Annotated in this window: 21 protein-coding genes; 6 read left to right on the forward strand and 15 right to left on the reverse strand. The window is 66.7% G+C overall.

Annotation, left to right across the window (positions count from 1 at the left end; genetic code table 11):
* Window positions 1-3 precede the first annotated feature (3 nt).
* Both NMD1_RS18185 and NMD1_RS18190 read right to left on the reverse strand, forming a co-directional pair.
* The gene (locus NMD1_RS18185; RefSeq protein ID WP_125956240.1) at window positions 4-846 is read right to left on the reverse strand and encodes a fumarylacetoacetate hydrolase family protein; all 843 of its coding nucleotides are present in this window, start codon (window positions 844-846) and stop codon (window positions 4-6) included.
* Window positions 843-1,862 carry a VOC family protein gene (locus tag NMD1_RS18190; protein ID WP_125956242.1) on the reverse strand — a complete coding sequence of 340 codons (1,020 nt, stop codon included), beginning with the start codon at window positions 1,860-1,862 and terminating at the stop codon, window positions 843-845. The genes NMD1_RS18185 and NMD1_RS18190 overlap by 4 nt, the downstream gene beginning before the upstream one ends.
* 118 nt (window positions 1,863-1,980) lie before the next feature.
* Between NMD1_RS18190 and NMD1_RS18195 the strand changes: the two genes are divergently transcribed.
* Window positions 1,981-2,628 carry a TetR/AcrR family transcriptional regulator gene (locus NMD1_RS18195; RefSeq protein ID WP_158454009.1) on the forward strand — a complete coding sequence of 216 codons (648 nt, stop codon included), beginning with the start codon at window positions 1,981-1,983 and terminating at the stop codon, window positions 2,626-2,628.
* Here the strand turns inward: NMD1_RS18195 and NMD1_RS18200 are convergent, their stop codons facing one another.
* The 5 genes from NMD1_RS18200 to NMD1_RS18220 are packed head-to-tail and all read right to left on the reverse strand — an operon-like array spanning window position 2,629 to window position 7,678.
* Window positions 2,629-4,059 carry an efflux transporter outer membrane subunit gene (locus NMD1_RS18200; RefSeq protein WP_125956246.1) on the reverse strand — a complete coding sequence of 477 codons (1,431 nt, stop codon included), beginning with the start codon at window positions 4,057-4,059 and terminating at the stop codon, window positions 2,629-2,631.
* Window positions 4,056-4,985 carry an HlyD family secretion protein gene (locus NMD1_RS18205; protein ID WP_124809101.1) on the reverse strand — a complete coding sequence of 310 codons (930 nt, stop codon included), beginning with the start codon at window positions 4,983-4,985 and terminating at the stop codon, window positions 4,056-4,058. Before NMD1_RS18205 ends, NMD1_RS18200 begins: the two co-directional genes overlap by 4 nt.
* Window positions 4,986-5,013: 28 nt before the next feature.
* A complete protein-coding gene (locus NMD1_RS18210; RefSeq protein ID WP_124809102.1) occupies window positions 5,014-5,223 on the reverse strand; it encodes a DUF1656 domain-containing protein in 210 nt (69 codons plus the stop codon).
* Window positions 5,220-7,208, reverse strand: coding sequence for an FUSC family protein (locus tag NMD1_RS18215; RefSeq protein WP_125956249.1), 1,989 nt, complete (start codon window positions 7,206-7,208; stop codon window positions 5,220-5,222). Before NMD1_RS18215 ends, NMD1_RS18210 begins: the two co-directional genes overlap by 4 nt.
* Complete coding sequence (locus tag NMD1_RS18220; protein ID WP_125956251.1) at window positions 7,205-7,678, reverse strand: MarR family winged helix-turn-helix transcriptional regulator; 474 nt, start codon at window positions 7,676-7,678, stop codon at window positions 7,205-7,207. The genes NMD1_RS18215 and NMD1_RS18220 overlap by 4 nt, the downstream gene beginning before the upstream one ends.
* A 378-nt stretch (window positions 7,679-8,056) precedes the next feature.
* Between NMD1_RS18220 and NMD1_RS18225 the strand changes: the two genes are divergently transcribed.
* Window positions 8,057-8,686 carry an alpha/beta fold hydrolase gene (locus tag NMD1_RS18225; protein ID WP_199558161.1) on the forward strand — a complete coding sequence of 210 codons (630 nt, stop codon included), beginning with the start codon at window positions 8,057-8,059 and terminating at the stop codon, window positions 8,684-8,686.
* On the opposite strand, the gene queA is transcribed toward NMD1_RS18225, so the two are convergent.
* The 5 genes from queA to NMD1_RS18250 all read right to left on the reverse strand — a co-directional run bounded on the left by queA (window position 8,650) and on the right by NMD1_RS18250 (window position 12,232).
* On the reverse strand, window positions 8,650-9,684 hold the full coding sequence (gene queA, locus NMD1_RS18230) for a tRNA preQ1(34) S-adenosylmethionine ribosyltransferase-isomerase QueA (RefSeq protein WP_124809106.1): 1,035 nt from the start codon (window positions 9,682-9,684) through the stop codon (window positions 8,650-8,652). The two genes, NMD1_RS18225 and queA, sit on opposite strands and share 37 nt — an antisense overlap.
* A gap of 16 nt (window positions 9,685-9,700) precedes the next feature.
* Entirely contained in the window at window positions 9,701-10,378 is a 678-nt protein-coding gene (locus NMD1_RS18235; protein WP_125956254.1) for a peptidylprolyl isomerase, read from the reverse strand.
* Window positions 10,379-10,520: 142 nt separating this feature from the next.
* Window positions 10,521-11,033, reverse strand: coding sequence for a pantetheine-phosphate adenylyltransferase (gene coaD / locus NMD1_RS18240; protein ID WP_124809108.1), 513 nt, complete (start codon window positions 11,031-11,033; stop codon window positions 10,521-10,523).
* Window positions 11,034-11,921 (reverse strand): polyprenyl synthetase family protein, encoded by an 888-nt coding sequence (locus NMD1_RS18245; RefSeq protein WP_125956840.1) that lies wholly within the window; start codon window positions 11,919-11,921, stop codon window positions 11,034-11,036.
* Window positions 11,922-11,977: 56 nt separating this feature from the next.
* The gene (locus tag NMD1_RS18250; protein ID WP_125956256.1) at window positions 11,978-12,232 is read right to left on the reverse strand and encodes an exodeoxyribonuclease VII small subunit; all 255 of its coding nucleotides are present in this window, start codon (window positions 12,230-12,232) and stop codon (window positions 11,978-11,980) included.
* A 137-nt stretch (window positions 12,233-12,369) separates the two neighbouring features.
* On the opposite strand from NMD1_RS18250, the gene purL reads away from it, so the two are divergent.
* On the forward strand, window positions 12,370-14,526 hold the full coding sequence (gene purL / locus NMD1_RS18255; RefSeq protein ID WP_125956259.1) for a phosphoribosylformylglycinamidine synthase subunit PurL: 2,157 nt from the start codon (window positions 12,370-12,372) through the stop codon (window positions 14,524-14,526).
* A 36-nt stretch (window positions 14,527-14,562) separates the two neighbouring features.
* On the opposite strand, the gene NMD1_RS18260 is transcribed toward purL, so the two are convergent.
* Complete coding sequence (locus tag NMD1_RS18260) at window positions 14,563-15,144, reverse strand: GNAT family N-acetyltransferase (protein WP_199558162.1); 582 nt, start codon at window positions 15,142-15,144, stop codon at window positions 14,563-14,565.
* A gap of 20 nt (window positions 15,145-15,164) precedes the next feature.
* Complete coding sequence (locus NMD1_RS18265) at window positions 15,165-15,998, reverse strand: ubiquinone biosynthesis protein COQ4 (RefSeq protein WP_233497798.1); 834 nt, start codon at window positions 15,996-15,998, stop codon at window positions 15,165-15,167.
* Window positions 15,999-16,109: 111 nt separating this feature from the next.
* Between NMD1_RS18265 and NMD1_RS18270 the strand changes: the two genes are divergently transcribed.
* Window positions 16,110-16,700, forward strand: coding sequence for a hypothetical protein (locus NMD1_RS18270; RefSeq protein ID WP_125956261.1), 591 nt, complete (start codon window positions 16,110-16,112; stop codon window positions 16,698-16,700).
* Here NMD1_RS18270 and serB read toward each other — a convergent pair.
* The gene (serB, locus tag NMD1_RS18275) at window positions 16,690-17,574 is read right to left on the reverse strand and encodes a phosphoserine phosphatase SerB (RefSeq protein WP_125956263.1); all 885 of its coding nucleotides are present in this window, start codon (window positions 17,572-17,574) and stop codon (window positions 16,690-16,692) included. The genes NMD1_RS18270 and serB overlap by 11 nt on opposite strands.
* Before the next feature lie 31 nt (window positions 17,575-17,605).
* Here serB and miaA point away from each other — a divergent pair, with 31 nt between their 5' ends.
* Together miaA and NMD1_RS18285 are read left to right on the forward strand one after the other, a co-directional pair.
* Window positions 17,606-18,556, forward strand: a complete 951-nt coding sequence (gene miaA, locus NMD1_RS18280) for a tRNA (adenosine(37)-N6)-dimethylallyltransferase MiaA (RefSeq protein WP_233497799.1) — start codon at window positions 17,606-17,608, stop codon at window positions 18,554-18,556.
* Between the two features lie 258 nt (window positions 18,557-18,814).
* Window positions 18,815-20,563, forward strand: coding sequence for an acetolactate synthase 3 large subunit (locus tag NMD1_RS18285; protein WP_125956268.1), 1,749 nt, complete (start codon window positions 18,815-18,817; stop codon window positions 20,561-20,563).
* The last annotated feature ends 31 nt before the right edge of the window (window positions 20,564-20,594 follow it).

Here is a 20,594-nt window from a genome sequence, read left to right on the forward strand (position 1 = left end):
GGCTCAGCCCTCCGCCGCCATCGTGCCCTCGATCGCGCCAAGGCCATCGATCTCGCACCGCACCACATCGCCGGGCTTCAGGAACTGGCGCGGGTCCATTGCCGCGCCCACGCCGCCGGGCGTGCCGGTGAAGATCACGTCGCCCGGCTCCAGCGTCATCGCCTGCGAAAGATGCTCGATCTGCTGCCACAGGTTGAACACCAGATTCCGCGTGTTCGAATCCTGCCGCTTCTCGCCATTGACGAAGCAGCGGATGCCCAGCGCGTGCGGATCGGCCACGTCATCGGCGGTGGTCAGCCACGGTCCCATCGGCGCGTGCGTGTCGAAGCTCTTGCCAAGCGACCATTGCGGGCCGGCGTGCTGCCACATGCGCTCGGTCACGTCGTTGCCAACACAATAGCCGAACACATGCTCCGCCGCCTTGTCCGCCGGGATATGCTTACCCCCCTTGCCGATCACCGCGACGAGTTCGACCTCGTAGTCGTTGGTGCCCGTGCTCTTCGCGATCAGGATGGGATCGAACGGCCCGTTCACGGACGTCTGCGCCTTGGTGAACCATACCTGCCGTTCGGGCGTGCCCATGTTCGATTCCGCGATGTGATCGGCATAGTTGAGGCCAATCGCGAAAATCTTGCCCGGCCGCTGCACGGGCGACGCCAGCCGCACCGAAGCCAGCGGGACGCCACCGCCCGCGGCGGCCTTCGCGGCCAGCCCGTCCTTCACCGCATCCCAGTTTGTGATCAGATCGATCATCGATCCGGCGATGCCGGTATCGATCAGCGTTTCGTCCACCACGATCGCGGTACGGATCGCGCCATCGGCGGCGTGATAGCTGGCAAGTTTCATGCGGCTTGTCCTTTCGGGTTGCGGCGGAACAGCCGCCGGATGCGCAATTGCAGGGCCATGACGAAGGCGAGTACCCCAGGCTTCGGAGCCATACGCCCCGCCAGCATCGGATGCGGGCTGCCCCACTGCACCGCCAGCAGGCTCGCGACCGGCATCTTTTGCGGCGGATCGGCCGCCGTCAGCAAGTCGCCATCGGTCCAGTGTTCGAGTTCGTGGCCCCAGGGGTCTTTCCAGTAATCGAAGATCTGGCTGCCCATGATGTGCCGGCCCACGCCCCATGCCGCCGTGCGTTTGCGCGCCTTGAGGTGCTGGTGCCCCAGCATCAGGTCGTCGAAGTTGGAAACCTCGAACGCGGCGTGCAGGAAGCCCGGCTTCTGCGGCAGTTGCGCTAGGAACAGCGTGTGGTGATCGGCCGGCTTGTCGCCCCGGTCGCAACGCATGAACGCGCCCAGCGGCAGGTTCGGCGCGGCTTCCACCTCATCCGACGTCAGGAAGCCGAAGCGTTCCTTGTACCACGCCTCCGACGTGCGGAAATCCGCCACGTTGAGCACGCAATGGCCAATCCGCCGGACGTGCGCCGGCCCGCCTTCCAACCGCACGAGCTGGCGGAAGCGCGGCTTCGCGCTGGCAGTGTTGCGCACGGGATCGGCCATGGCGGGGCTTTCCGATTCCTTCGACTGGCCCGCCACCACTTCCACCGGAAAACCATCGGGATCGCGCAACCGGACGACCGATCCGCCGCCGGGTTCGCCGAGCGCTTCTACCGCCACGCCTTCGGCGCGCGCCAGCACTTCCAGATCCTCGATCCGCTCCGCCCGGAAGCCCACGCCGCGGAAGCCCGGCTCGCCCGGTTCGGTCACGTGGAGAAACGGCCGACCATCCCCGCCCCGGGCATAGAGCCGCCCATCCTGCTCGAAGCAGGCCAGTCCGAAATCCTCCAGAAAGGCGCGCATGGCTTGCAGATCGGGCGCGGCAAAGCGCACGTGGGCAATATCCTCGACGCGGATGATGCTCATCGCCATCGTCTCCCGGCATCCTCTGTCCGGCCGCGGTCTGAAGGCCGCGACTCAAACTTGACTTTTTAGTCAAATATCATGAATGACCAAACGGTCAAGAGCGCTTATGGACCGAACCATGATCGAACCCACGCTTTCCCCCCGCGCCGCGCGCACCCGCTCCGCCCTGCTCGCCGCCGGGCTGGAACTGCTGGCCGAACGCCCGGTGGACGCGATCGCCATCGACGAAGTGGTCGCCGCAGCCGGCGTCGCCAAGGGATCGTTCTTCAACCATTTCGAGGACAAGCACGATTTCGCCGGAGCGATCTCGCGCGCGATCCGCGTTGACGTGGAAGCACTGGTGGGGCGCACCAATCGCGACATCGCCGATCCGCTGGAACGGCTGGCCGGAGGCATGATCGCCGCCGCCGCCTTCGCCCTGGCCGAGCCCAAGCGCGCGGCCGTGCTGACCCGGTCCTCCTCCGGCACCGTGGTCGAGGATCACCCGCTCAACCGGGGCCTGCTGGAAGACATGCGCGCCGCGCTGGCCGACGGCCTCGTTTCCCCCGAAGGCGGGCGGGCCGGCGTGCTTTACTGGCTGGGCTGCTGCCAGATCGTCATGGCCAGCAGCGTGGTGCAACGGGCCTCGGTCGATCACGCGGCCGGCTTCGTTGCCGACATGCTGGCACTGGGCTTGCGCGGCCTTGGTGCATCGGCCAGCGCGGTGGCGCGCATCGCCGATCCGGACCGTGTACGGCAGCACCTCCGCGCGATCACAAGCGCTTGATTACACTGCGTCGGCCTGCCAGCCACCGCCCAGCGCAAGGAACACCGCCACCTGATCGCTGGCAAGCGCGGCGTCCGATGTCGCCAGCGTCATTTCCGCCGCCGAAAGCGTGCGCGCGGCGTCCAGCCCGGTCAGCGCGTTCTCGCGCCCGGCCGCGCGCATCCGCTGGACCTTGGCCAGCGCCGCCGCCGCCTTGTCGCGCGCCTCGCGCAACGAGGCGTTGCGCTGGAGTTCGTGGGCATAGGTGGTCAGCGCGCTTTCCGTCTCGCGCAGCGCGCCCAGCATCACGCCGTCGAAGCGTGCCAGCGCCGCATCGCGTTCGGCTTCGGCCGCCGCGATTTCGGCATGGGCGATCTTGCGGTTGGGAAAGGTCCACGACAGCAGCGGCCCCAGGCCGAACGACAAGCCGCGCGGTGTTCCCGGAAACTTGAACGGGCTGACGTCCTCCACGGAAGCGCCGAAGCGCACGGTGGGATAGAGCTCCGATCGCGCCACGCCGATCCGGTCGAGCGAACCCGCGACCGTTCGCTCCGCCGCGCGCACATCGGGCCGGCGCCGCAGCAAGGCGGCACCATCGCCCACCGGCAGCACGCTGGTCACGCGCGGCGGTTGCACGCAGGTCTGGATCTCCCTGGGAAACTCGGCCGGCGGACGCCCCAGCAGCGTCGCCAGCCGGAACAGCGCGTTTTCCTGCGCTGTGTCGAATCCCGGCATCTGCGCCTCCAGCTGCGCCACCAGCACTTCGGCGTTGTCGCGATCGAGCGGCGTTCCGCGTCCGGCCGCGATCAGCCGGTTGGTGAATTCCAGATTGCGCCGCAATAGTCCAAGGCTGTGCTGCGCCCGCGCGCGCAGCATTCCCGCAGCGCAAGCATCGGCATAGGCCCCGGCCACGCCCGCGGCGACGTTGACGCGCGTCAGGTCATAGGCGGCCTGCGCCGCATCGCGGTCATGCCCGGCCGCCGCCGTCAGGCTGCGGATGCGCCCGCCTACGTCGAAGTCATAGGTGAGCGAAGCGCCGCCACTGACCAGCGGATAGCCCTGAAAACTCTCGAAGGCGACCGGATCGCGGTTGACCGTCGCCCCGGCGTTGAGGTTCGCCAGAACCGTTCCCTGTGCATGGGCCTGCCGGATCATGGCACTGGCGCGGTCGATGTTCGCCGCCGCCACGCGCAAATCGGTGTTCGCCTTGAACGCCTCCTCGATCAGAACGTCGAGCTGGGGGTCGTCGTAGAGCTTCCACCACTGGCCCGGCACGGGATCATCCCGGAATGGTCCCTTGTCCATGCTGACGAACGGCGCATTGGCGGCCGGCGCTTCGGAAAGCGCGGTCTGGGTCCGGTCGCGCTCCATCGGCACATGCACACAAGCGGACAGCACCAGGGTGGGCGCGAGCAGCACCGCCAGGCGAGTCAGGCGACCGATCCGGTTCACGACCGGCCTCCCGCATGGACGGTGCGCCCGGCGCCATCGATCACGTCGACGGTGGCGGTCCTGCCAGCGATCAGGCGGATATCCTGCGGCACCCTGACCAGCGCGATCCGCACCGGCACGCGCTGCGCCAGCCGCACCCAGTTGAACGTGGGATTCACGCTTGCCAGCTGGTTGCTGGCATTGGTCCGCTCGCGATCATCGATGCCCGGCGCGATGCTTTCCACCCGCCCTTCGATCGGGCTGGTTTCGCCCATCAGCAACACCCTTGCTCGATCGCCAACGTGGATACGCGGCAGCTTGGTTTCCTCGAAATAGCCGTCGATCCACATCGTATCGGCATCGACCACGGCCAGCCCCTGCGCGCCGGCGGCCAGGTAATCGCCGGGCTTGAGCAGCAGGTTGGCGACGTAGCCGTTCACCGTCGCACGGACAAGCGTGCGCTCCAGGTTAAGGCGCGCCACGTTGACCGCGACCCGCGCCGCCTCAAGGCTGGCGCTCGCTGTCTCCGCCTTGGCTTCCAGCGCCTCGCGCTCCTCGGCCGAGACGAGATCGCCCAGCATCCGTGCGCGGCGCAACTGGGAATGCGCGTCGGCGGCAGTCGCCTGCGCGCTTGCCACGGCGGCCTGCGCCTGCGCCAGCGCCAGCCGGTAGCGGGGCGTGTCCACCTCGAACAGCACCTGCCCCTTCGTCACGCGGTCGTTCTCCCGGACGAGCACGCGTGTGACCAGCCCCGGCACGTCGGACGAGACCTTGACGACATCGGCGCGCACGCGGCCATCGCGCGTCCACGGATCGACCTCGTAGCGCTGCCACATCGCGCGCCCGGCCACGAACGCCAGGACGACCACCGCCAGCGTGATGGCAACGCGCAGGATGCCGATCAGGATCGGCCGGAACGAGGCAGGAGCAAGGGATCGGGGAGACATTTCGGGTTCGCCTGATGGGAAAGGAGTTTCAGTGAATGAAGGTTAGCGGAAGGCCGGAGACGGCGCCGGTCAGCGCCACGAACAGCGCGATCTCGAACAGCGAGCGGTGCCAGACGAAGCGGTAGAGCCGCCACCGCCGCATCGCGATCTGGATGAACAGGAACGGGACCAGCGCCACCGCCGCGGTCGCGAACAGGTGCGGGAAGAACACGCCGTAAAGATGCAGTTCGGGCGTCATGCGGCTTCGGTCCTGACGTCTGCGGGAACAAGCGTGCGGTCCAGCCCGGTCAGCGCCAGCAGCGCCTCGCGCCGGGCAGGCGTGGGTGGCGTGGCGGCCACTTCGCGGATAGCCTCGGCAATCCGGGCGTGCAGATCGCCCTCGCCGCGGCCGCGCCAGTAGCGGCGGAGCGCATCGAGCAGGCGCCCCACGGCCGGCGCATCGGCGCGCGGCGGCCCCACGCGGCGCAGCGTCAACAGGTTGAGACCGACACGCATCGTCCGCAGCGTCTGCGCCACCAGATCGTCCGGATCGCCCCGCACCGCCACGCGCGCGCCCAGCAGGCCCACGCGGTCCACCATCAACCCGGTCCAGGCCGGCACCGCGAGCGGCGGTTCGGTCCGCGTCTGACTGGCAAGATCCCGTTCGGCGAGGCGGACGATCCGCCGCGCCGAGAAATCGGCCCCCACCGATCGCACCAGCCGAGTCACCAGCGAGGCTGTCAGCACGCCCACGACCGAGGCCAGCGAACTGTTCACGAAACCGGCAAAGCTGGGGGAGAAGCCCTCCTGAATGCCCAGCGTGCCGTTGATCCCCATCGCCAGGGGCACCATCCGCATGGTCCATCGGGGAATGGCCATAAAATAGCCGATGACTAGGAACGTGGGCGCCAGCACGAGCATCAGCGTGGAGAAATCGTGAACCTGCGGCACGATGCCGAACAGGTAGATGCCGGTGACGACAGTGGCATAGCTCCACCAGATCGCCACCTTGTTGATCTCGCGCGAGGGATCATCCATCCCGGCAAAGAAGCTGGCGAAGATCGACGCCATCATCACCGCCGTACCGCCATCGGGCCAGCTCGTAGCGATCCAGAACCCGCAGAGCAGCAGGATCGCCAAACTCGCGGTGAGACCCGACCACACCGCCATGCCGTAATCGCGGTGCAGCCGGCGCGCGCGCTCGTCGGCGAGCACCGCGCGCAAGGGCGCCGGTGCGGTTCCGCCATCGCGCAAATGCCGCGCCAGCACCGCGCAATCGCGCCAGGCCTCGATCATTTCCGCGAGCCGCGCGTGAAAACTGGCGCGCAGCAATTCATCGTCGGAAGGCATTTCGCCCAGCACCGGCTCCAGCCCGCGCGCGCGCCGGGATAACGCCGCGGCGAGATCGAGCGAAGCCGTGTCCGCCGCAACCACCCATGCCCGGACATCGGCGATCAGCCGGTCGCTGGCGGGCGAGAGCACGCCCCCTCCCTGCCGCAACGCATCGAGCCGGTCCCCCACCGATTGCGCCAGTGGCAGCAGCATCGCCATGCGCTCCGCCAGCTTACCCACCTCAAGGCTGCGATCGTGGTAATGCGACGTGTCGAACGGCAGATGCGTGGCCAGGATGTGCAATTCGGTGATGTCGCCGGCCAGCTTGTGGACATCGCGGTTGTGTGGATCGTGAACGCCGGCCAGCGCATCCAGCACCCAGGCCTGCGCATCGTGCAGGAACCCGTCGATCCGTGCTTCAAGCGTGCCGGCAATGCCGCGCGGCAACACCACGCTGTGGATCAGCGTGGCACAGGTGATGCCAAGGCAGATTTCCTCGACGCGGGCCACGGCGGTGGTGAACACCGTGCCTGGCGCGCTGACCGAAGGGAAACCGATCAGCGCGGCGGTATAGCCGCTCAGCATGAACACATAGGCGCGGGGCGTGCGGTCGAGCAGCGAGATGGCGAGGCACAGGCCGACCCATACCGCCAGCGTCAGGCTGAGCAGTTCCGGCGCGTCCACCAGCAACGGCACCGCGCCGACCGCAACGGCCGCGCCAACCACCGTCCCGATCACGCGATAAAGCGCCTTGGAACGGACCGACCCGGCCTGAGGCTGGCTGACGATATAGACCGTCATCGCCGCCCAGTAGGGGTTCACCAGCCCCAGCCCCAGCGCGATGAACAACGCCAGCACCGCCGCCGCGAAGCTGTTGAGCGAAAAGACCATGCGGGAAGCATGCGCGTTCAAGCGCCAGCTCCCTCATCGTTTGACAGGAAGGCGCTGGCCAGATCGAGCCGGTCGAGCGCGGCACCAACCTTGTCGACCACCGACAGGAACACCGTCACGTCCTCATCCGTCACTTCGGCCATGATCACGTCGCGCAGCCGGTCAAGCGCTTCCTCAAGCTGGAACACCAGCGCCTCGCCCTTGGCCGTGAGATGCAGCCGGCGCAGGCGCTTGTCCTCTTCGTCGATGTGGCGCGTCATCAGGTTCATCGCCACCAGCCGGTCGACCACGCGCACGAGCGCCGGCCCGCCGATCCCGCTGCGCTCGGCCAGCTCGTTCTGACTCAGCCCGCCGCCGGAGCGCCCCAGGTAGATCAGCGGCGCCCCCAGGGATTCGGACAGGCCGAACGGGCGCAACGCATAGTCCACCGCTCTCCGCCAATTGCGGGCAAAAGGCAGCAGGGAGCCGGTCAGGATGCGTCGCTGGTTCATGGGAAATCTCGCTCTCGGCAATTAGTTCGTTTGTAAACGAATTACAACGAGTCGGGCCGGCTGACGAGATGCAATGTGGAGTCGTTCAGTTGCAGAAAACGCGCGTAAGGCGATGATCGCGGCCGAGGCCGCCCTTCCATCGGCGAGAAGAGTTGCTACGGCCGCTTCAGCCCGCCCGGGCGGGGTTGGCAGGAGCTGATATGACCACAACGCTGTTTACCGCGTCCGGCGTAAGGCTACGCTGCCGAGGCAGGCAGGCGGGCCTCCTCAACTGGCTGTTTCTCCCCGGTGGCCCGGGAATAGGTTCGGAAAGTCTCGAGGAACTGGCGTCGGCGCTCGACCTGCCGGGTGCCGTATGGCTGGTGGACCTGCCCGGCGATGGCATTGCCGAACGTTGTCTTCGCGGGGCATTCCACCGGCGGCATGTATCTCCTCGCCACGCCGGAGCTTGAACAGCACATATGCGGTCTGGTGCTGCTCGACAGCGCAGCGGACGCGGCATGGCACGCAAGGTTCGTGGGGATGACGCAGCGGAACCCCCTGCCCGCGGTGGAGGCAGCAACAGCCGTTTACGAGGCTGATCGCTGCGACGAGAACATCGCCGCCATCGCGGTCGCATCCGCTCCATGGAATTTCACCCCGTCTGCCATTCCCGCCGGACAAGAATTGCTTTCCCGCATGCCATACAACAGCGCCGCGGTTGAGTGGTCCGACGCTCACTTCGATCATACGTATAGCGCGGCATGGTGGCCCCGGACGCTGCCGGTGCTGGTACTCGCGGGTGCGGAAGACCGGATCGTCTGGCAAGGTGGCTGGGATTCCCCGCGTTATCGCGGCGCCAACGTCAGCCATGCTTCAATCCGGTCAGCAGGGCATTTCCCGTGGATCGATAACCCCGATGCCGTCACGGAAGCATTCGGCACTTTTGCGGCAAGGATGACGAAAACGGCCCACGACGATGCGCGGCCCCCTCACCCCTCCGGCAGCAGCAGACTGGAATCGCCGTAGCTGTAGAACCGGTATGCGTTAGCGATGGCATGGGCATAGGCCGCTTGCATGGTCTCCAGCCCCATCAGCGCACTAACCAGCATGAACAGCGTAGAGCGCGGCAGGTGAAAGTTGGTCATCAGGCCGTCGATCGCGCGGAAGCGGTAACCGGGGGTGATGAAGATCGAGGTATCGCCTGCGAACGGGCGGATCACGTTGTCTTCGCCCGCAGCGCTTTCCAGCAGGCGCAGGCTGGTCGTGCCCACCGCGATCACCCGGCCGCCGGCGGCGCGCGCGCGGTTCAGGCGATCGGCGGTGTCCGCCTCGATCCGCCCCCATTCGGCGTGCATCCGGTGATCGGCCGTGTCTTCCGCCTTCACGGGCAGGAAGGTTCCCGCGCCGACATGGAGCGTCAGCGTCTCGTGCGCGATGCCCGCCTGCGCCAGCGCGGCCATCAGCCCGTCGGTGAAATGCAGCGCCGCCGTGGGCGCGGCGACCGCGCCATCGCGCGCGGCGAACATCGTCTGGTAATCGCGCCGGTCCTCCTCGTCGGTGGGCCGCTTGCCCGCGATATAGGGCGGCAGCGGCATTCGGCCAGCACGCTCCAGCAGCACCTCCACCGGCTCGTCTCCGGGGAAGAACAGGGTCCAGCTGCCGTCATCATGGCGCTGTTCGGCCGTGCCGGACACATCGGCGCCAAAATCGATGACATCCCCTTCGCGCAGACGCTTGGCATTGCGGACGAAGGCCTGCCAGCGGCGCAGGTCGATCCGCTTGTGCAGCGTCGCCCCGATCTTCGCTTCGCCGCGCCGTCCTTCGAGTTGGGCGGGGATCACGCGCGTATCGTTGAACACCAGCACGTCGCCCGCCCGCAGCAAGGCCGGCAGATCGCGCACGACATGGTCGGCCAGCGTGCCGTCACCCTTGGCCAGCAGCATCCGCGCCGCATCGCGCGGCCGCGCGGGACGCAGCGCTATCCGTTCGGGCGGCAGCTCGAAATCGAAGAGATCGACGCGCATCGCCCGAGGCAGCGGATCAGTTGGACTGCGAGTGGCTCAGCATGTCGGCCGTGATCGCCGGCGCGGCAACGGGCGCGGCAACGGCCGGCCGCGCCTTGTTGTCGGACGCGATCGAGGCCTGGACTACCTTGGTCGGATTCGACGGCGGTTCGCCGCGCTGGATCGTGTCGACGTATTCCATGCCGGAGATCACCCGACCGAAGTTGGTGTATTTGTGATCGAGGGCGAAACGCGGATAGAACACGATGAAGAACTGGCTGTTGGCCGAGTTCGGCTCGTTGGTGCGGGCCATCGATACGGTGCCGCGCAGATGCGGCGCATCGTTGAACTCCGCCTTGAGGTCCGGCAACTTGGAACCGCCCTGCCCTGTGCCCGTCGGGTCACCGGTCTGCGCCATGAAGCCATCGATCACGCGGTGGAAGATGACCCCGTTGTAGAAGCCCTGCCGAGCCAGTTCCTTGACCCGCTCGACATGGTGCGGCGCCCACTGCGGCATCAGCCGGATCGCCACGCGGCCACCGTTCGACAAATCCAGCAGGAGGATATTATCGGGATCGTCGTTCAGCGAGGTATCGACCGCGTACTGCATGGGCGGCGTGTCCGGCTTCACCGACAGTTGCTTCTTCTTGGCCATGGCGGGGGTGGCGAGAACCACGGCGCCAAGCGCGATCGAGGCAAGGAAGCGCGAAACCATCTGCAAGACCACCTTCAGCGTTCATCCGGGCAGAATAGAATGCGGGCCGGAAACCGCATCCGTGGCCGATAGGCCGGGCGCGCTGTCACTGCAATGAACGAATTGCAGTTCCGCACAGGACCAGCCCATCGGAACGGGGCGATCAGTAGTCGCCCAGCCGGCCCGTCGTTTCGATGCGGGCGATCACATCGTCCCGGACATCGGGCGTCACGAAGTCGGAAATGTCGCCGCCAAACATGGCGATTTCCTTGACCAGCTTCGACGCGATCGGCTGGAGGCTCACGTCCGCCATCAGGAAGATCGTCTCGATCTGGTCGTTGAGCTGCTGGTTCATGCCGGCCATCTGGTATTCGTATTCGAAATCCGCCACGGCGCGCAGGCCGCGCACGATCACGGTGGCGCCCTGCCGTTCGGCGAACTTCATCAGCAGCGCGTTGAAACCCACCACGGAGACGTTCTCGATCCCCTGTGTCGCCATTTCGCGCTCGACCATGGCGATGCGTTCGTCCGGCGTGAACATGGGGTTCTTCGACGGATTGGTGGTCACCCCGATAATCAGCCGATCGACCAGCTTCGCACCGCGACGGATGATGTCGAGATGCCCCAGCGTGATCGGATCGAACGTGCCGGGGTATACCCCGATCCTCTCCCCCATTTAATGATCCCTTTCGACGATGAAGCGCGCCACGGCACGAAGCACGTCCGCCTCCGACCCGTAAGACGCAAGGTGCTGCACGGCTTGTTCGACTAGCATTCTGGCCTGTTCGCGCGCGCGCTCCACGCCCAGCAGCGAGACGAAGGTTTCCTTGCCGCGTTCCGCATCCTTGCGCAGCGCCTTGCCGGCCACCGCTTCATCGCCTTCGGTATCGAGCAGATCGTCCGCGATCTGGAAGGCCAGGCCGATATCGCGGGCATAGCCGCGCAGATGCGTGCGCCCTTCCGGCGGAACGCGCCCGAGAATGGCCCCCATCTCGACACCGGCTGCCAGCAAAGCGCCGGTCTTCAACTGCTGGAGACGGGTAACCGTCGGCAGGTCGAAGCTGGCGGTTTCGGCGGCGATGTCCATCATCTGGCCACCGGCCATGCCGTTCGCGCCGCTCGCCATGGCCAGCGTGCGCACCAGTTCGATGCGCACGAACGGATCGCCGCTCATCGCGGGATCGGACAGCACTTCGAACGCAAAGACATGCAATCCATCGCCAGCAAGCACGGCGGTAGCCTCGTCGTAGGCGATATGCACCGTGGGCTTGCCGTGGCGGGTCGCGTCGTTATCCATGCACGGCAGATCGTCGTGGATCAGGGAATAGACGTGGACCGCTTCCAGCGCCGTCCCGGCACGCACCGCGCTGGCGCGATCGACGCCGAACATGCTCGCGGTGGCGGTCAGCAGCAGTGGCCGCAGCCGCTTGCCACCGCCAATCGCGGCATAGCGCATGGCCTCGATCAAGCGATCGCGCGGGTCGCCGGCCACGGCCAGCAGCGCATCGAAGCTCGCATCGATATCCTCGGCGATCTGGACCAGCGCGGGCTTGAGCACCGCCATTGTCGCGTTCGCCTGGCCGGCGTCCTGTTCGCCGGCATCCTGGTCGGAAGTGGTCGTCATGCGGAGGCCGCCTCGTCAAAGGGGCGGGTGCCGGTGGGGCGGCCGTCGCGATCGGTGACGATCGCCTCGATCCGTGCCTGCGCCGCATCGAGCCGGGCCTGGCAATGCGCGCGCAGCTTTTCGCCGCGCTCGTAAAGGTCCATCGATTCGTCGAGCGGTGCCTCACCGCTTTCGAGCCGGCGCACAACGTCTTCCAGCGCCTTCAGCGCCTCCTCGAAACTGAGCGACGTGATATCGGGATTAGTAGCCATCGCACCCAGCTTTGGCGGCGGGAACGGCACCGGTCAAGCTCGGAACGGGACTTGCCCGTCGAGGCAAATGTTTCCGCCGCACGGCAACCGCCACGGCGGGGCTAGCGAGACTCGCCGCGCGCCGCTAAGGGCCGCGCATGGCCGAAAGCACCGCACCGCAGATCACGCCCGATGTCGTCGCCGCGCACGGGTTGTCCGAGGATGAATACCAGCGCGTCCTGAAAGCGCTGGGGCGCGAGCCCAACCTCGTGGAACTGGGCATCTTCTCGGTGATGTGGTCCGAGCACTGCTCCTACAAGTCGAGCCGCCTCCACCTGAAGAAGCTGCCCACAGAAGCGCCATGGGTGATCTGCGGCCCCGGCGAGAACGCCGGCGTGATCGACATCGGCGACGGGCAGGCCGCCATCTTCAAGATGGAGAGCCACAACCACCCGAGCTACATCGAACCCTACCAGGGCGCGGCAACCGGCGTCGGTGGCATCCTGCGCGATGTTTTCACGATGGGCGCGCGGCCCATCGCCAACATGAACGCGCTGCGCTTCGGCCGCCCCGATCACCCGAAGATGAAGCATCTTGTGCAGGGCGTAGTCGCCGGCATCGGCGGCTATGGCAATTGCGTGGGCGTGCCGACGGTGGGCGGCGAGACCAATTTCCACAAGGCCTATGACGGCAACATCCTGGTCAACGCGATGACCGTGGGCGTCGCCGATACCGACCGGATTTTCTATTCGGCCGCCACCGGCATTGGCAACCCGATCGTCTATGTCGGTTCCAAAACCGGCCGTGACGGCATCCACGGCGCAACCATGGCCTCTGCCGATTTCGACGAAAAGTCGGAAGAAAAGCGCCCGACCGTGCAAGTGGGCGATCCGTTCACCGAAAAGCTGCTGATCGAGGCCTGCCTCGAACTGATGGCGACGGACGCGATCGTGGCGATCCAGGACATGGGCGCGGCGGGGCTGACGTCCTCGTCGGTCGAAATGGCCTCCAAGGGTGGCGCTGGCATCCGGCTCGACATGAACAAGGTGCCCTGCCGCGAAGAGGCGATGACGCCCTACGAGATGATGCTTTCGGAAAGCCAGGAGCGCATGCTCATGGTGCTGCAGCCCGGCAAGGAGCCGATGGCCGAAGCGATCTTCCGCAAGTGGGAACTCGATTTCGCGGTGATCGGCGAAGTGACCGATACCGGGCACATGGTGCTGGAATTCGATGGCGAAGTGGTTTGCGACATTCCGCTGGCCCCGCTGGCCGACGAAGCCCCGCTCTATGACCGCCCGCACGTGCCCACGCCCAAGCCGGCGCCATTGGCGAACGTGCCCGAAAGCGCGGACATCGGCGCCGATCTGCTCAAGCTGATCGGCTGCGCCGACCTTGCCTCGCGCAAGTGGATCTGGGAACAATACGACAGCCAGGTCGGCGCGGACACGCTGCAGAAGTCGGGCGGCGACGCGGCCGTGGTGCGGGTCCACGGCACCGAAAAGGCGCTGGCGATCAGCACCGACTGCACCCCGCGCTATTGCTTCGCCGACCCTTACGAAGGCGGCAAGCAGGCGGTGGCGGAGACCTTCCGCAACATCTGCGCGGTGGGCGCCACGCCGCTCGCCATCACCAACTGCCTCAACTTCGCCAACCCGCAGCGTCCGGAAATCATGGGCCAGATCGTCGGCTGCCTCGAAGGCATGGGCGATGCCTGCCGCGCGCTCGATTATCCGATCGTGAGCGGCAATGTCTCGCTCTACAACGAGTCCAAGGCCACGGGCGGCGGTTCGGCCATTCTGCCCACCCCGGCGATCGGCGGCGTCGGCCTGATGCTGGACCATGAAAAGATGGTCACCGTCCGCTTCAAGGCACACGGCGACGGCATCTGGCTGGTCGGCGGCGAAGGCACGCACCTGGGCCAGTCGCTGTGGCTGCGCGAGATCCACGGGCGCGAGGAAGGCGCGCCGCCGCCGGTCGATCTGGCCGACGAGCGCGCCCATGGCGAACTCGTGCGCGAATGGATCAGCGACGGGCGCGTGACGGCGGTGCACGACGTGAGCGATGGCGGCCTGCTTATCGCTCTGGCGGAAATGGCCATGGGCAGCGGCCTTGGCTGCACGCTCGACATCCAGCTTACCGCCGCATCGGCGTTCGGCGAGGACCAGGGGCGCTACATCGTGACGGCGCGGCCCGGCGTCATGCTGGAAGGGGCAGTTCGCATCGGCACGGTCGACGGCAGCACGGTCGCGGGCGTGGAAGTGAAAGCGCTGAAAGCCGCCAACGAGGCGTTTTTCCACGACTGGATGGAAGCCTGACCCTGACGGATTGCGTGCGCGCCCGGTTTGGGGCGATCAACCCGCCGGCCGCAGCATCGACCAGAATCGCGGCCCTCCGCCCGACACCGTCCACGTGTCGATGACCTCGAAACCAAGCCTGTTGTAGATGCCGATGTTTCCTTCGGTCGCTGTTTCGAGATAGCAATCCTCCGTCCGTCCAAAGCGATCGAGACCCACGCGGATCGCGCCGCCGCCCAGCCCCTTGCCCTGCGCCGCCGGATCGCATCCGGCGATGTGCAGATACCAGAATCGCCCGCGTGGCATGTGGCTTTCGATCGCGTGCGACACCCGGATCGCGCGCGCCACCGCCGGGCCGAGCGCGGCCAGGAAGGCGGGCGCGCCCGCGACCGTTTCCATCAGTGGCACTTTCGTTCGGCCGGGCGCGCGCCACAGCGTCGCCGCGCGGCAGCCCTCGTACGCGAAGACCGCCCCCGCCCGCGCGTCGCTGGCATAGAGCAGCCGGAACAGGCGCGGCATCCGGCGCGCGCGCACGGCGGCGTCGGGAAAGATGAACGACATCGCCGGATCAACCGCGAAGGCGCGGGCCAGCATCGCGGCGATGGGATCGCGTTCCCCAAGACCCGCTTCGTGGAACATGGTCTGGGGCTGGACCGCGATCAGGCCGCCTGCTGGGCAGCCGCCAGCAGATCGTAGGGGTCGATTCCGGCCGCACGCCACTTGGCATGCACTTCGGGATAGTAGCGCGCCGCGCGAATGCCGAGCATCCGGCGGGCTTCGTCCAGCGGCATCGCCAGGACATCGCGGATCGGCATTTCGGCCAGCCGTGAACACGCCTTGCCCATCTTGTGCCCTTCGCGCACCGCGCGGAAGATAGGCACCTTGACCCGGCCGCGCCGCGAAATCTCCATGGCTCCGGCATAGCCGAGGAACAGGTGCGCCAGCGCCGGCTGCTGACCGTAGGTGAACGCCAGCACGCACTGTTCGCCCAGCGCATCGCGCCCATAGCCGGACAGCACGTGCATCAGATCGTGCGTATCGCGCAGGCGGCGCATGTACCAATCGACCTGATCGTCGAACCGCGAATTGGCCGGGCGGTACTTTTCCAGTTCGTCGACCAGCCCCTGCGCCGACAGCCCCTCGCGCTCCATGAAGTCGCAATAGACCTGCCCGACAGACCCCGCCGGCAGCCTGCGCAGCGCTTCATGATCGTCGAGAATCGTGACCAGCGACGGCTCGCTCGCCCGGATACGCTGACCGCGCTCCGTCGACAGGAACGCGCGCGCGGCATCGTAGACCCCGCGCCAGGGCAGCGCCTCGAAGATGGGGAACACTTCGGCGGTGTTCTCCTTGTCCTTCACCAGTTCCCGGAAATGACGCCACGCCTTCGCGAAATCGTATCGCATTTTCGGGCGGCCGGGCAGCATGAACGGAAGATCGTTGGTCCCGCGCGTCGCGGTATCGGTCATCGAGGCGGTAGCGAGCGTAGCCATTCATGCACCTGCGAGTTACTTACACCACTGTCATTTAGCAATCTTGCCTCGCTATGGCAAATAGGTTTCAAATCGACTACCTAAATTCCGACAAAATACCGGGAGGGATCGATGAAGCAACGCTGGCAGGTGCTGCTTGGCATATCGCTGGGGCTCGTGGCGCTCGCGGCAGGCCTGCTGGCCGGGCGCTCCACCACGGAAGGCTGGCAGCTTGCCGCGCGCTGGACCGCACGCGCCGGCTTTCCGCTGCTGATCCTGACCTACAGCGCATCCTCGCTGGCACGGCTGTGGCCCGGCCCGCAAACGCGGGCGCTGCTGCGCGAACGGCGTTACTGGGGCCTTGGCTTCGCCGCCTGCCACTTGATCCACCTGGCGGCGCTGATCACGTTCCTGCGCCTGTCGGGCACGCAACGGCCCTTGCCGACCCTGCTGGGCGGAGGTCTGGCCTACGTGCTCCTCATCGCCATGGCGCTGACCTCCACCGACGCCGCGATGCGCCGGCTGGGCAGGTGGTGGAAGCGGCTGCACACGTTCGGCATCCACTGGTTGTGGTTCATCTTCGCCTTTTCCTACGTGGGGCGCATCGCCCGGCCGGAAACGCGGATGATCGGGCTGATCGGCGGCGGCATCGCTATCGCCGCGCTGGGCCTGCGGATCGCGGCGCGGGTCAAGACCCGCCGCCCCGCTGCCCTCAGTCGTTGACCCATTCCTCGCGCGGGATGCCGAACAGCAGCAGGATCGCGGTGAGATCGCCGCGATCAATCCAGCCATCGGCCGCCGCGCGCGCCTTGGGCTTGGCGCGATAGGCAAGGCCCCAATGCGCCGCCTCGATCATCGGGATGTCGTTGGCACCGTCCCCGGTCGCGAGGCTGGTAGCCCCCTCGCCCAGCCGCGCGGTTTCCTCCAGCAGCACGGCTTTCTTCACGCCGCTGTCGGTAATTCCGCCGACAAGCCCGCCGGTCAGCGCGCCATCGCGGATTTCCAGCCTGTTCGCCACGACGCGCTCGAACCCAAGTTGTTCGGCCACGGGATCGGCGAAGCTGTGAAAGCCGCCCGTCACCAGCACGGTGTGGCATCCCCGCGCCTTGAGCGTGGATACCAGCGTCCGCGCGCCCGGCATCGGCGCGATCCGTTCGGCAAGGCACTGGTGGATCGCGGCTTCGGGCAGGTCACGCAGCAGGCCCACCCGCTCACGCAAGGCGGCCTCGAAATCCAGTTCGCCCTGCATCGCGCGCTCGGTGATCGCGGCGATCTGCTCCTTGATCCCCGCGAAATCGGCCAGTTCGTCGATGCATTCGGCCTGGATCATCGTCGAATCCATATCCGAAACGAACAGGCGTGGCGCCGCGATCGGGTGGAGCGACAGCAGCAGGTCGCTGTCCGGAAAGTGCGCGTCGAGAATGCGGCGGACCTCGGCCGCATCGCCTTCCAGCACTTCGAGTTCGAGCACCTCCTCGCACCCGTCAAGCATTCCCGCGCCGGCCACTTCCCAGCCGCGTTCCTCGATCGCTTCCATCGCGCGCGCAAGATTGTCACCAAGCGTCTCAGGCTCTGCTATCAGGCGGGCGATGAGCACCGATAATTCCCTTTCATTCCACGATACCGGCATGGACGGCGGCACAGGCTCGCCGGTCAAACCACGGCTGGCGCTCATTGCAGGGCCGACGGCCAGCGGCAAGAGCGATCTGGCGATAAAGCTGGCGCTGCACGAACGCGCACAGGGGCGCAAGGCCGTGGTCATCAATGCCGATAGCGCGCAGGTCTATCGCGATCTCGCCGTGCTGAGCGCGCGGCCGACCGAGCAGGAGATGCAGGGCATACCCCACCGCCTGTTCGGCGCGTGGGACGGCGCGGTGGCCTGCTCCGCCGCTGACTGGGCCGACGCGGCACGCGCGGAAATCGCGCAGGCCCATGCCGAGGACGCCCTGCCGATCCTGGTCGGCGGAACCGGCCTGTACATCCGCACCCTGCTCGACGGCATCGCGCCCGTGCCACCGATCGATCCCGCCATCCGCGCGGCGGTGCGCGCGATGCCGGTCGTGCAGGCGTGGGCAGCCCTGCGCGCCGAAGACCCCGAACGCGCGGCGCGGCTGGCCCCGGCCGATACCACGCGGGTCGCCCGCGCGCTGGAAGTCGTGCGCTCGACCGGCCGCCCGCTGGCGGCATGGCAGGCCGAACGCAGCGGCGGGATCGGCGGCACGGTCACCTTGGCCCCGGTGATCCTGCTGCCAGATCGGCAGTGGCTCTATCACCGGTGTGACCTGCGCTTCCGCCGGATGTGGCAAAGCGGCGCGATCGAGGAAGTGCAGACCCTGCTCGCGCGCGGGCTGGACCCGGCCCTGCCCGTGATGCGCGCCATCGGCGTGCCGGAGATCGCGGCATTTCTGCGCGGTGAAAGCGATGCCGAGTCGGCCATCGTCGCCGGACAACAAGCCACGCGAAACTACGTCAAACGGCAGTTCACCTGGCTGAAACACCAGAATCCGGCGGAATGGCCGCGCCTTGCGAACGAAAATTACCTTGACAGAGACGATATAGCAGGATTATTTCAAACATAGCTGCTTGACATGGCATTTTATATCAAGTAGCAGGCCGTCAACTGCCCGACTTGCGTCGGGTGCCCGGAAGGGAGAGACGGCCCGGCGCAGCCAGCTCTGCGCCGGGCCATAATTTTTCGGCCGACAGTGTATTTCCGGCCCCGGTCGGAGCAAGTGCCGTCCTCTTCCGGGGATGGAAAAACGATACGTTGGATTGTTCGCAGAGTTGCAAGACAGGCGAAGCTGGAACCCAGATCGCCCAACAAGGGACGAAGTACCGTGAAAACCGAGCGCAGCGGCGCGGAAATCCTGGTCGAAAGCCTGGTCGCCAAGGGCGTCGAATTCGTGTTCGGCTATCCCGGCGGTGCGGTGCTCCCGATCTATGACGCGCTGTTCGGCGATGAACGCATCCGCCACATCCTCGTCCGGCACGAAGCCGGCGCCGCCCATGCGGCCGAAGGCTATGCCCGCGCCACCGGCAAGCCCGGCGTGGTGCTGGTGACGTCCGGCCCCGGTGCGACCAACGCGGTCACCGGCATCGCCGACGCGTTCATGGATTCGATTCCGCTGGTCGTCATCACCGGCCAGGTCGCCACCGCGCTGATCGGCTCGGATGCCTTCCAGGAAGCCGACACCATCGGCATCACCCGGCACTGCACCAAGCACAACTATCTGGTGAAGGACCCTTCGCAGCTCGCCGCGACGATCGACGAAGCGTTCCGCATCGCCACCGAAGGCCGCCCCGGCCCGGTCGTGATCGACATTCCCAAGGACGTGCAGGTCGCCTCGGCCACGTGGACCGAGGTCGCGCCGCAGCAGCGCAACCGCTATGCCCCGCAAACCGAAGGCAACCGGCAGGACATCGCCGAGGCCATCGAGATGATCGCGGCCGCGGAAGCGCCGATCTTCTACACCGGCGGCGGCGTGATCAATTCCGGCCCCGAAGCCACGCGCCTGCTGCGCGAGCTTCAGGCGCTGACCGGCGCGCCCGTCACCTCCACGCTGATGGGCCTGGGCGCGTTTCCGGCCGATCATCCGGCGTGGCTTGGCATGCTGGGCATGCACGGCACGTACGAGGCCAATCTGGCGATGAACCGGGCCGACCTGATCGTCGCGGTCGGCGCGCGCTTCGATGATCGCGTCACCGGGCGCCTCGATGCCTTCGCGCCCAACAGCAAGAAGATCCACATCGATATCGACCGCGCCTCCATCAACAAGACGGTGCGCGTGGACCTGCCGGTCATCGGCGATTGCGGCAAGGTGCTGGCACAGCTGATCGAGGCCTGGAAGGCTGGCGGCCACCAGAAGGCAGACCTTCAGGAATGGTACGCCCGCATCGACGGCTGGCGCGCGCGCAAGAGCCTGTCCTATCCGAAGCGCAGCAAGGATATCATGCCGCAGTTCGCGATCGAGCGCCTCTATGCGCTGACGCGGGATCGCGATCCGATCATCGCCACCGAAGTCGGCCAGCACCAGATGTGGGCGGCGCAGTACTTCCACTTCATGAAGCCGAACAAGTGGCTGACCTCGGGCGGGCTCGGCACGATGGGCTATGGCCTGCCGGCCGCGATCGGCGCGCAAGTGGGCTTCCCCGATGCGCTGGTGATCGACGTGGCGGGCGATGCTTCGATCCAGATGAACATCCAGGAACTGGGCACCGCCACGCAATACCGTCTGCCGGTCAAGGTCTTCGTGCTCAACAACGAATGGATGGGCATGGTCCGCCAGTGGCAGGAACTGACCTATGAAAGCCGCTATTCCAACTCGTACTCCGACAGCCTTCCCGATTTCGTGAAGCTGGCCGAAGCCTATGGCTGGAAGGGCATCCGCATCGAGGACGAAAGCCAGCTCGACGCCGGCATCCAGGCGATGATCGACCATCCCGGCCCGGTCATCGTCGATTGCCTCGTCGCCAAGGAGGCGAACTGCTTCCCGATGATCCCGAGCGGCGCCGCGCATACCGAGATGCTGCTTTACGGCGATGCGGTGAGCGGCACGATGGACGATGAAGCCAAGGCGCTGGTCTGACGGCGCGGACCGACGATTGCGCCCAGAGGAA

The organism is Novosphingobium sp. MD-1 (genome assembly GCF_001014975.1).
Taxonomy (GTDB): Bacteria; Pseudomonadota; Alphaproteobacteria; order Sphingomonadales; family Sphingomonadaceae; genus Novosphingobium.

What these genes read in the sequence shown, in the direction of transcription:
- NMD1_RS18185 (WP_125956240.1), bottom strand. Translation starts at nt 846, where the DNA reads ATGAAACTTGCCAGCTATCACGCCGCCGATGGCGCGATCCGTACCGCG.
- NMD1_RS18190 (WP_125956242.1), bottom strand. Translation starts at nt 1,862, where the DNA reads ATGAGCATCATCCGCGTCGAGGATATTGCCCACGTGCGCTTTGCCGCG.
- NMD1_RS18195 (WP_158454009.1), top strand. Translation starts at nt 1,981, where the DNA reads ATGATCGAACCCACGCTTTCCCCCCGCGCCGCGCGCACCCGCTCCGCC.
- NMD1_RS18205 (WP_124809101.1), bottom strand. Translation starts at nt 4,985, where the DNA reads ATGTCTCCCCGATCCCTTGCTCCTGCCTCGTTCCGGCCGATCCTGATC.
- NMD1_RS18210 (WP_124809102.1), bottom strand. Translation starts at nt 5,223, where the DNA reads ATGACGCCCGAACTGCATCTTTACGGCGTGTTCTTCCCGCACCTGTTC.
- NMD1_RS18220 (WP_125956251.1), bottom strand. Translation starts at nt 7,678, where the DNA reads ATGAACCAGCGACGCATCCTGACCGGCTCCCTGCTGCCTTTTGCCCGC.
- NMD1_RS18225 (WP_199558161.1), top strand. Translation starts at nt 8,057, where the DNA reads ATGGCATTGCCGAACGTTGTCTTCGCGGGGCATTCCACCGGCGGCATG.
- queA (WP_124809106.1), bottom strand. Translation starts at nt 9,684, where the DNA reads ATGCGCGTCGATCTCTTCGATTTCGAGCTGCCGCCCGAACGGATAGCG.
- NMD1_RS18235 (WP_125956254.1), bottom strand. Translation starts at nt 10,378, where the DNA reads ATGGTTTCGCGCTTCCTTGCCTCGATCGCGCTTGGCGCCGTGGTTCTC.
- coaD (WP_124809108.1), bottom strand. Translation starts at nt 11,033, where the DNA reads ATGGGGGAGAGGATCGGGGTATACCCCGGCACGTTCGATCCGATCACG.
- NMD1_RS18245 (WP_125956840.1), bottom strand. Translation starts at nt 11,921, where the DNA reads ATGGCGGTGCTCAAGCCCGCGCTGGTCCAGATCGCCGAGGATATCGAT.
- NMD1_RS18250 (WP_125956256.1), bottom strand. Translation starts at nt 12,232, where the DNA reads ATGGCTACTAATCCCGATATCACGTCGCTCAGTTTCGAGGAGGCGCTG.
- purL (WP_125956259.1), top strand. Translation starts at nt 12,370, where the DNA reads ATGGCCGAAAGCACCGCACCGCAGATCACGCCCGATGTCGTCGCCGCG.
- NMD1_RS18260 (WP_199558162.1), bottom strand. Translation starts at nt 15,144, where the DNA reads ATGTTCCACGAAGCGGGTCTTGGGGAACGCGATCCCATCGCCGCGATG.
- NMD1_RS18265 (WP_233497798.1), bottom strand. Translation starts at nt 15,998, where the DNA reads ATGGCTACGCTCGCTACCGCCTCGATGACCGATACCGCGACGCGCGGG.
- NMD1_RS18270 (WP_125956261.1), top strand. Translation starts at nt 16,110, where the DNA reads ATGAAGCAACGCTGGCAGGTGCTGCTTGGCATATCGCTGGGGCTCGTG.
- miaA (WP_233497799.1), top strand. Translation starts at nt 17,606, where the DNA reads ATGGACGGCGGCACAGGCTCGCCGGTCAAACCACGGCTGGCGCTCATT.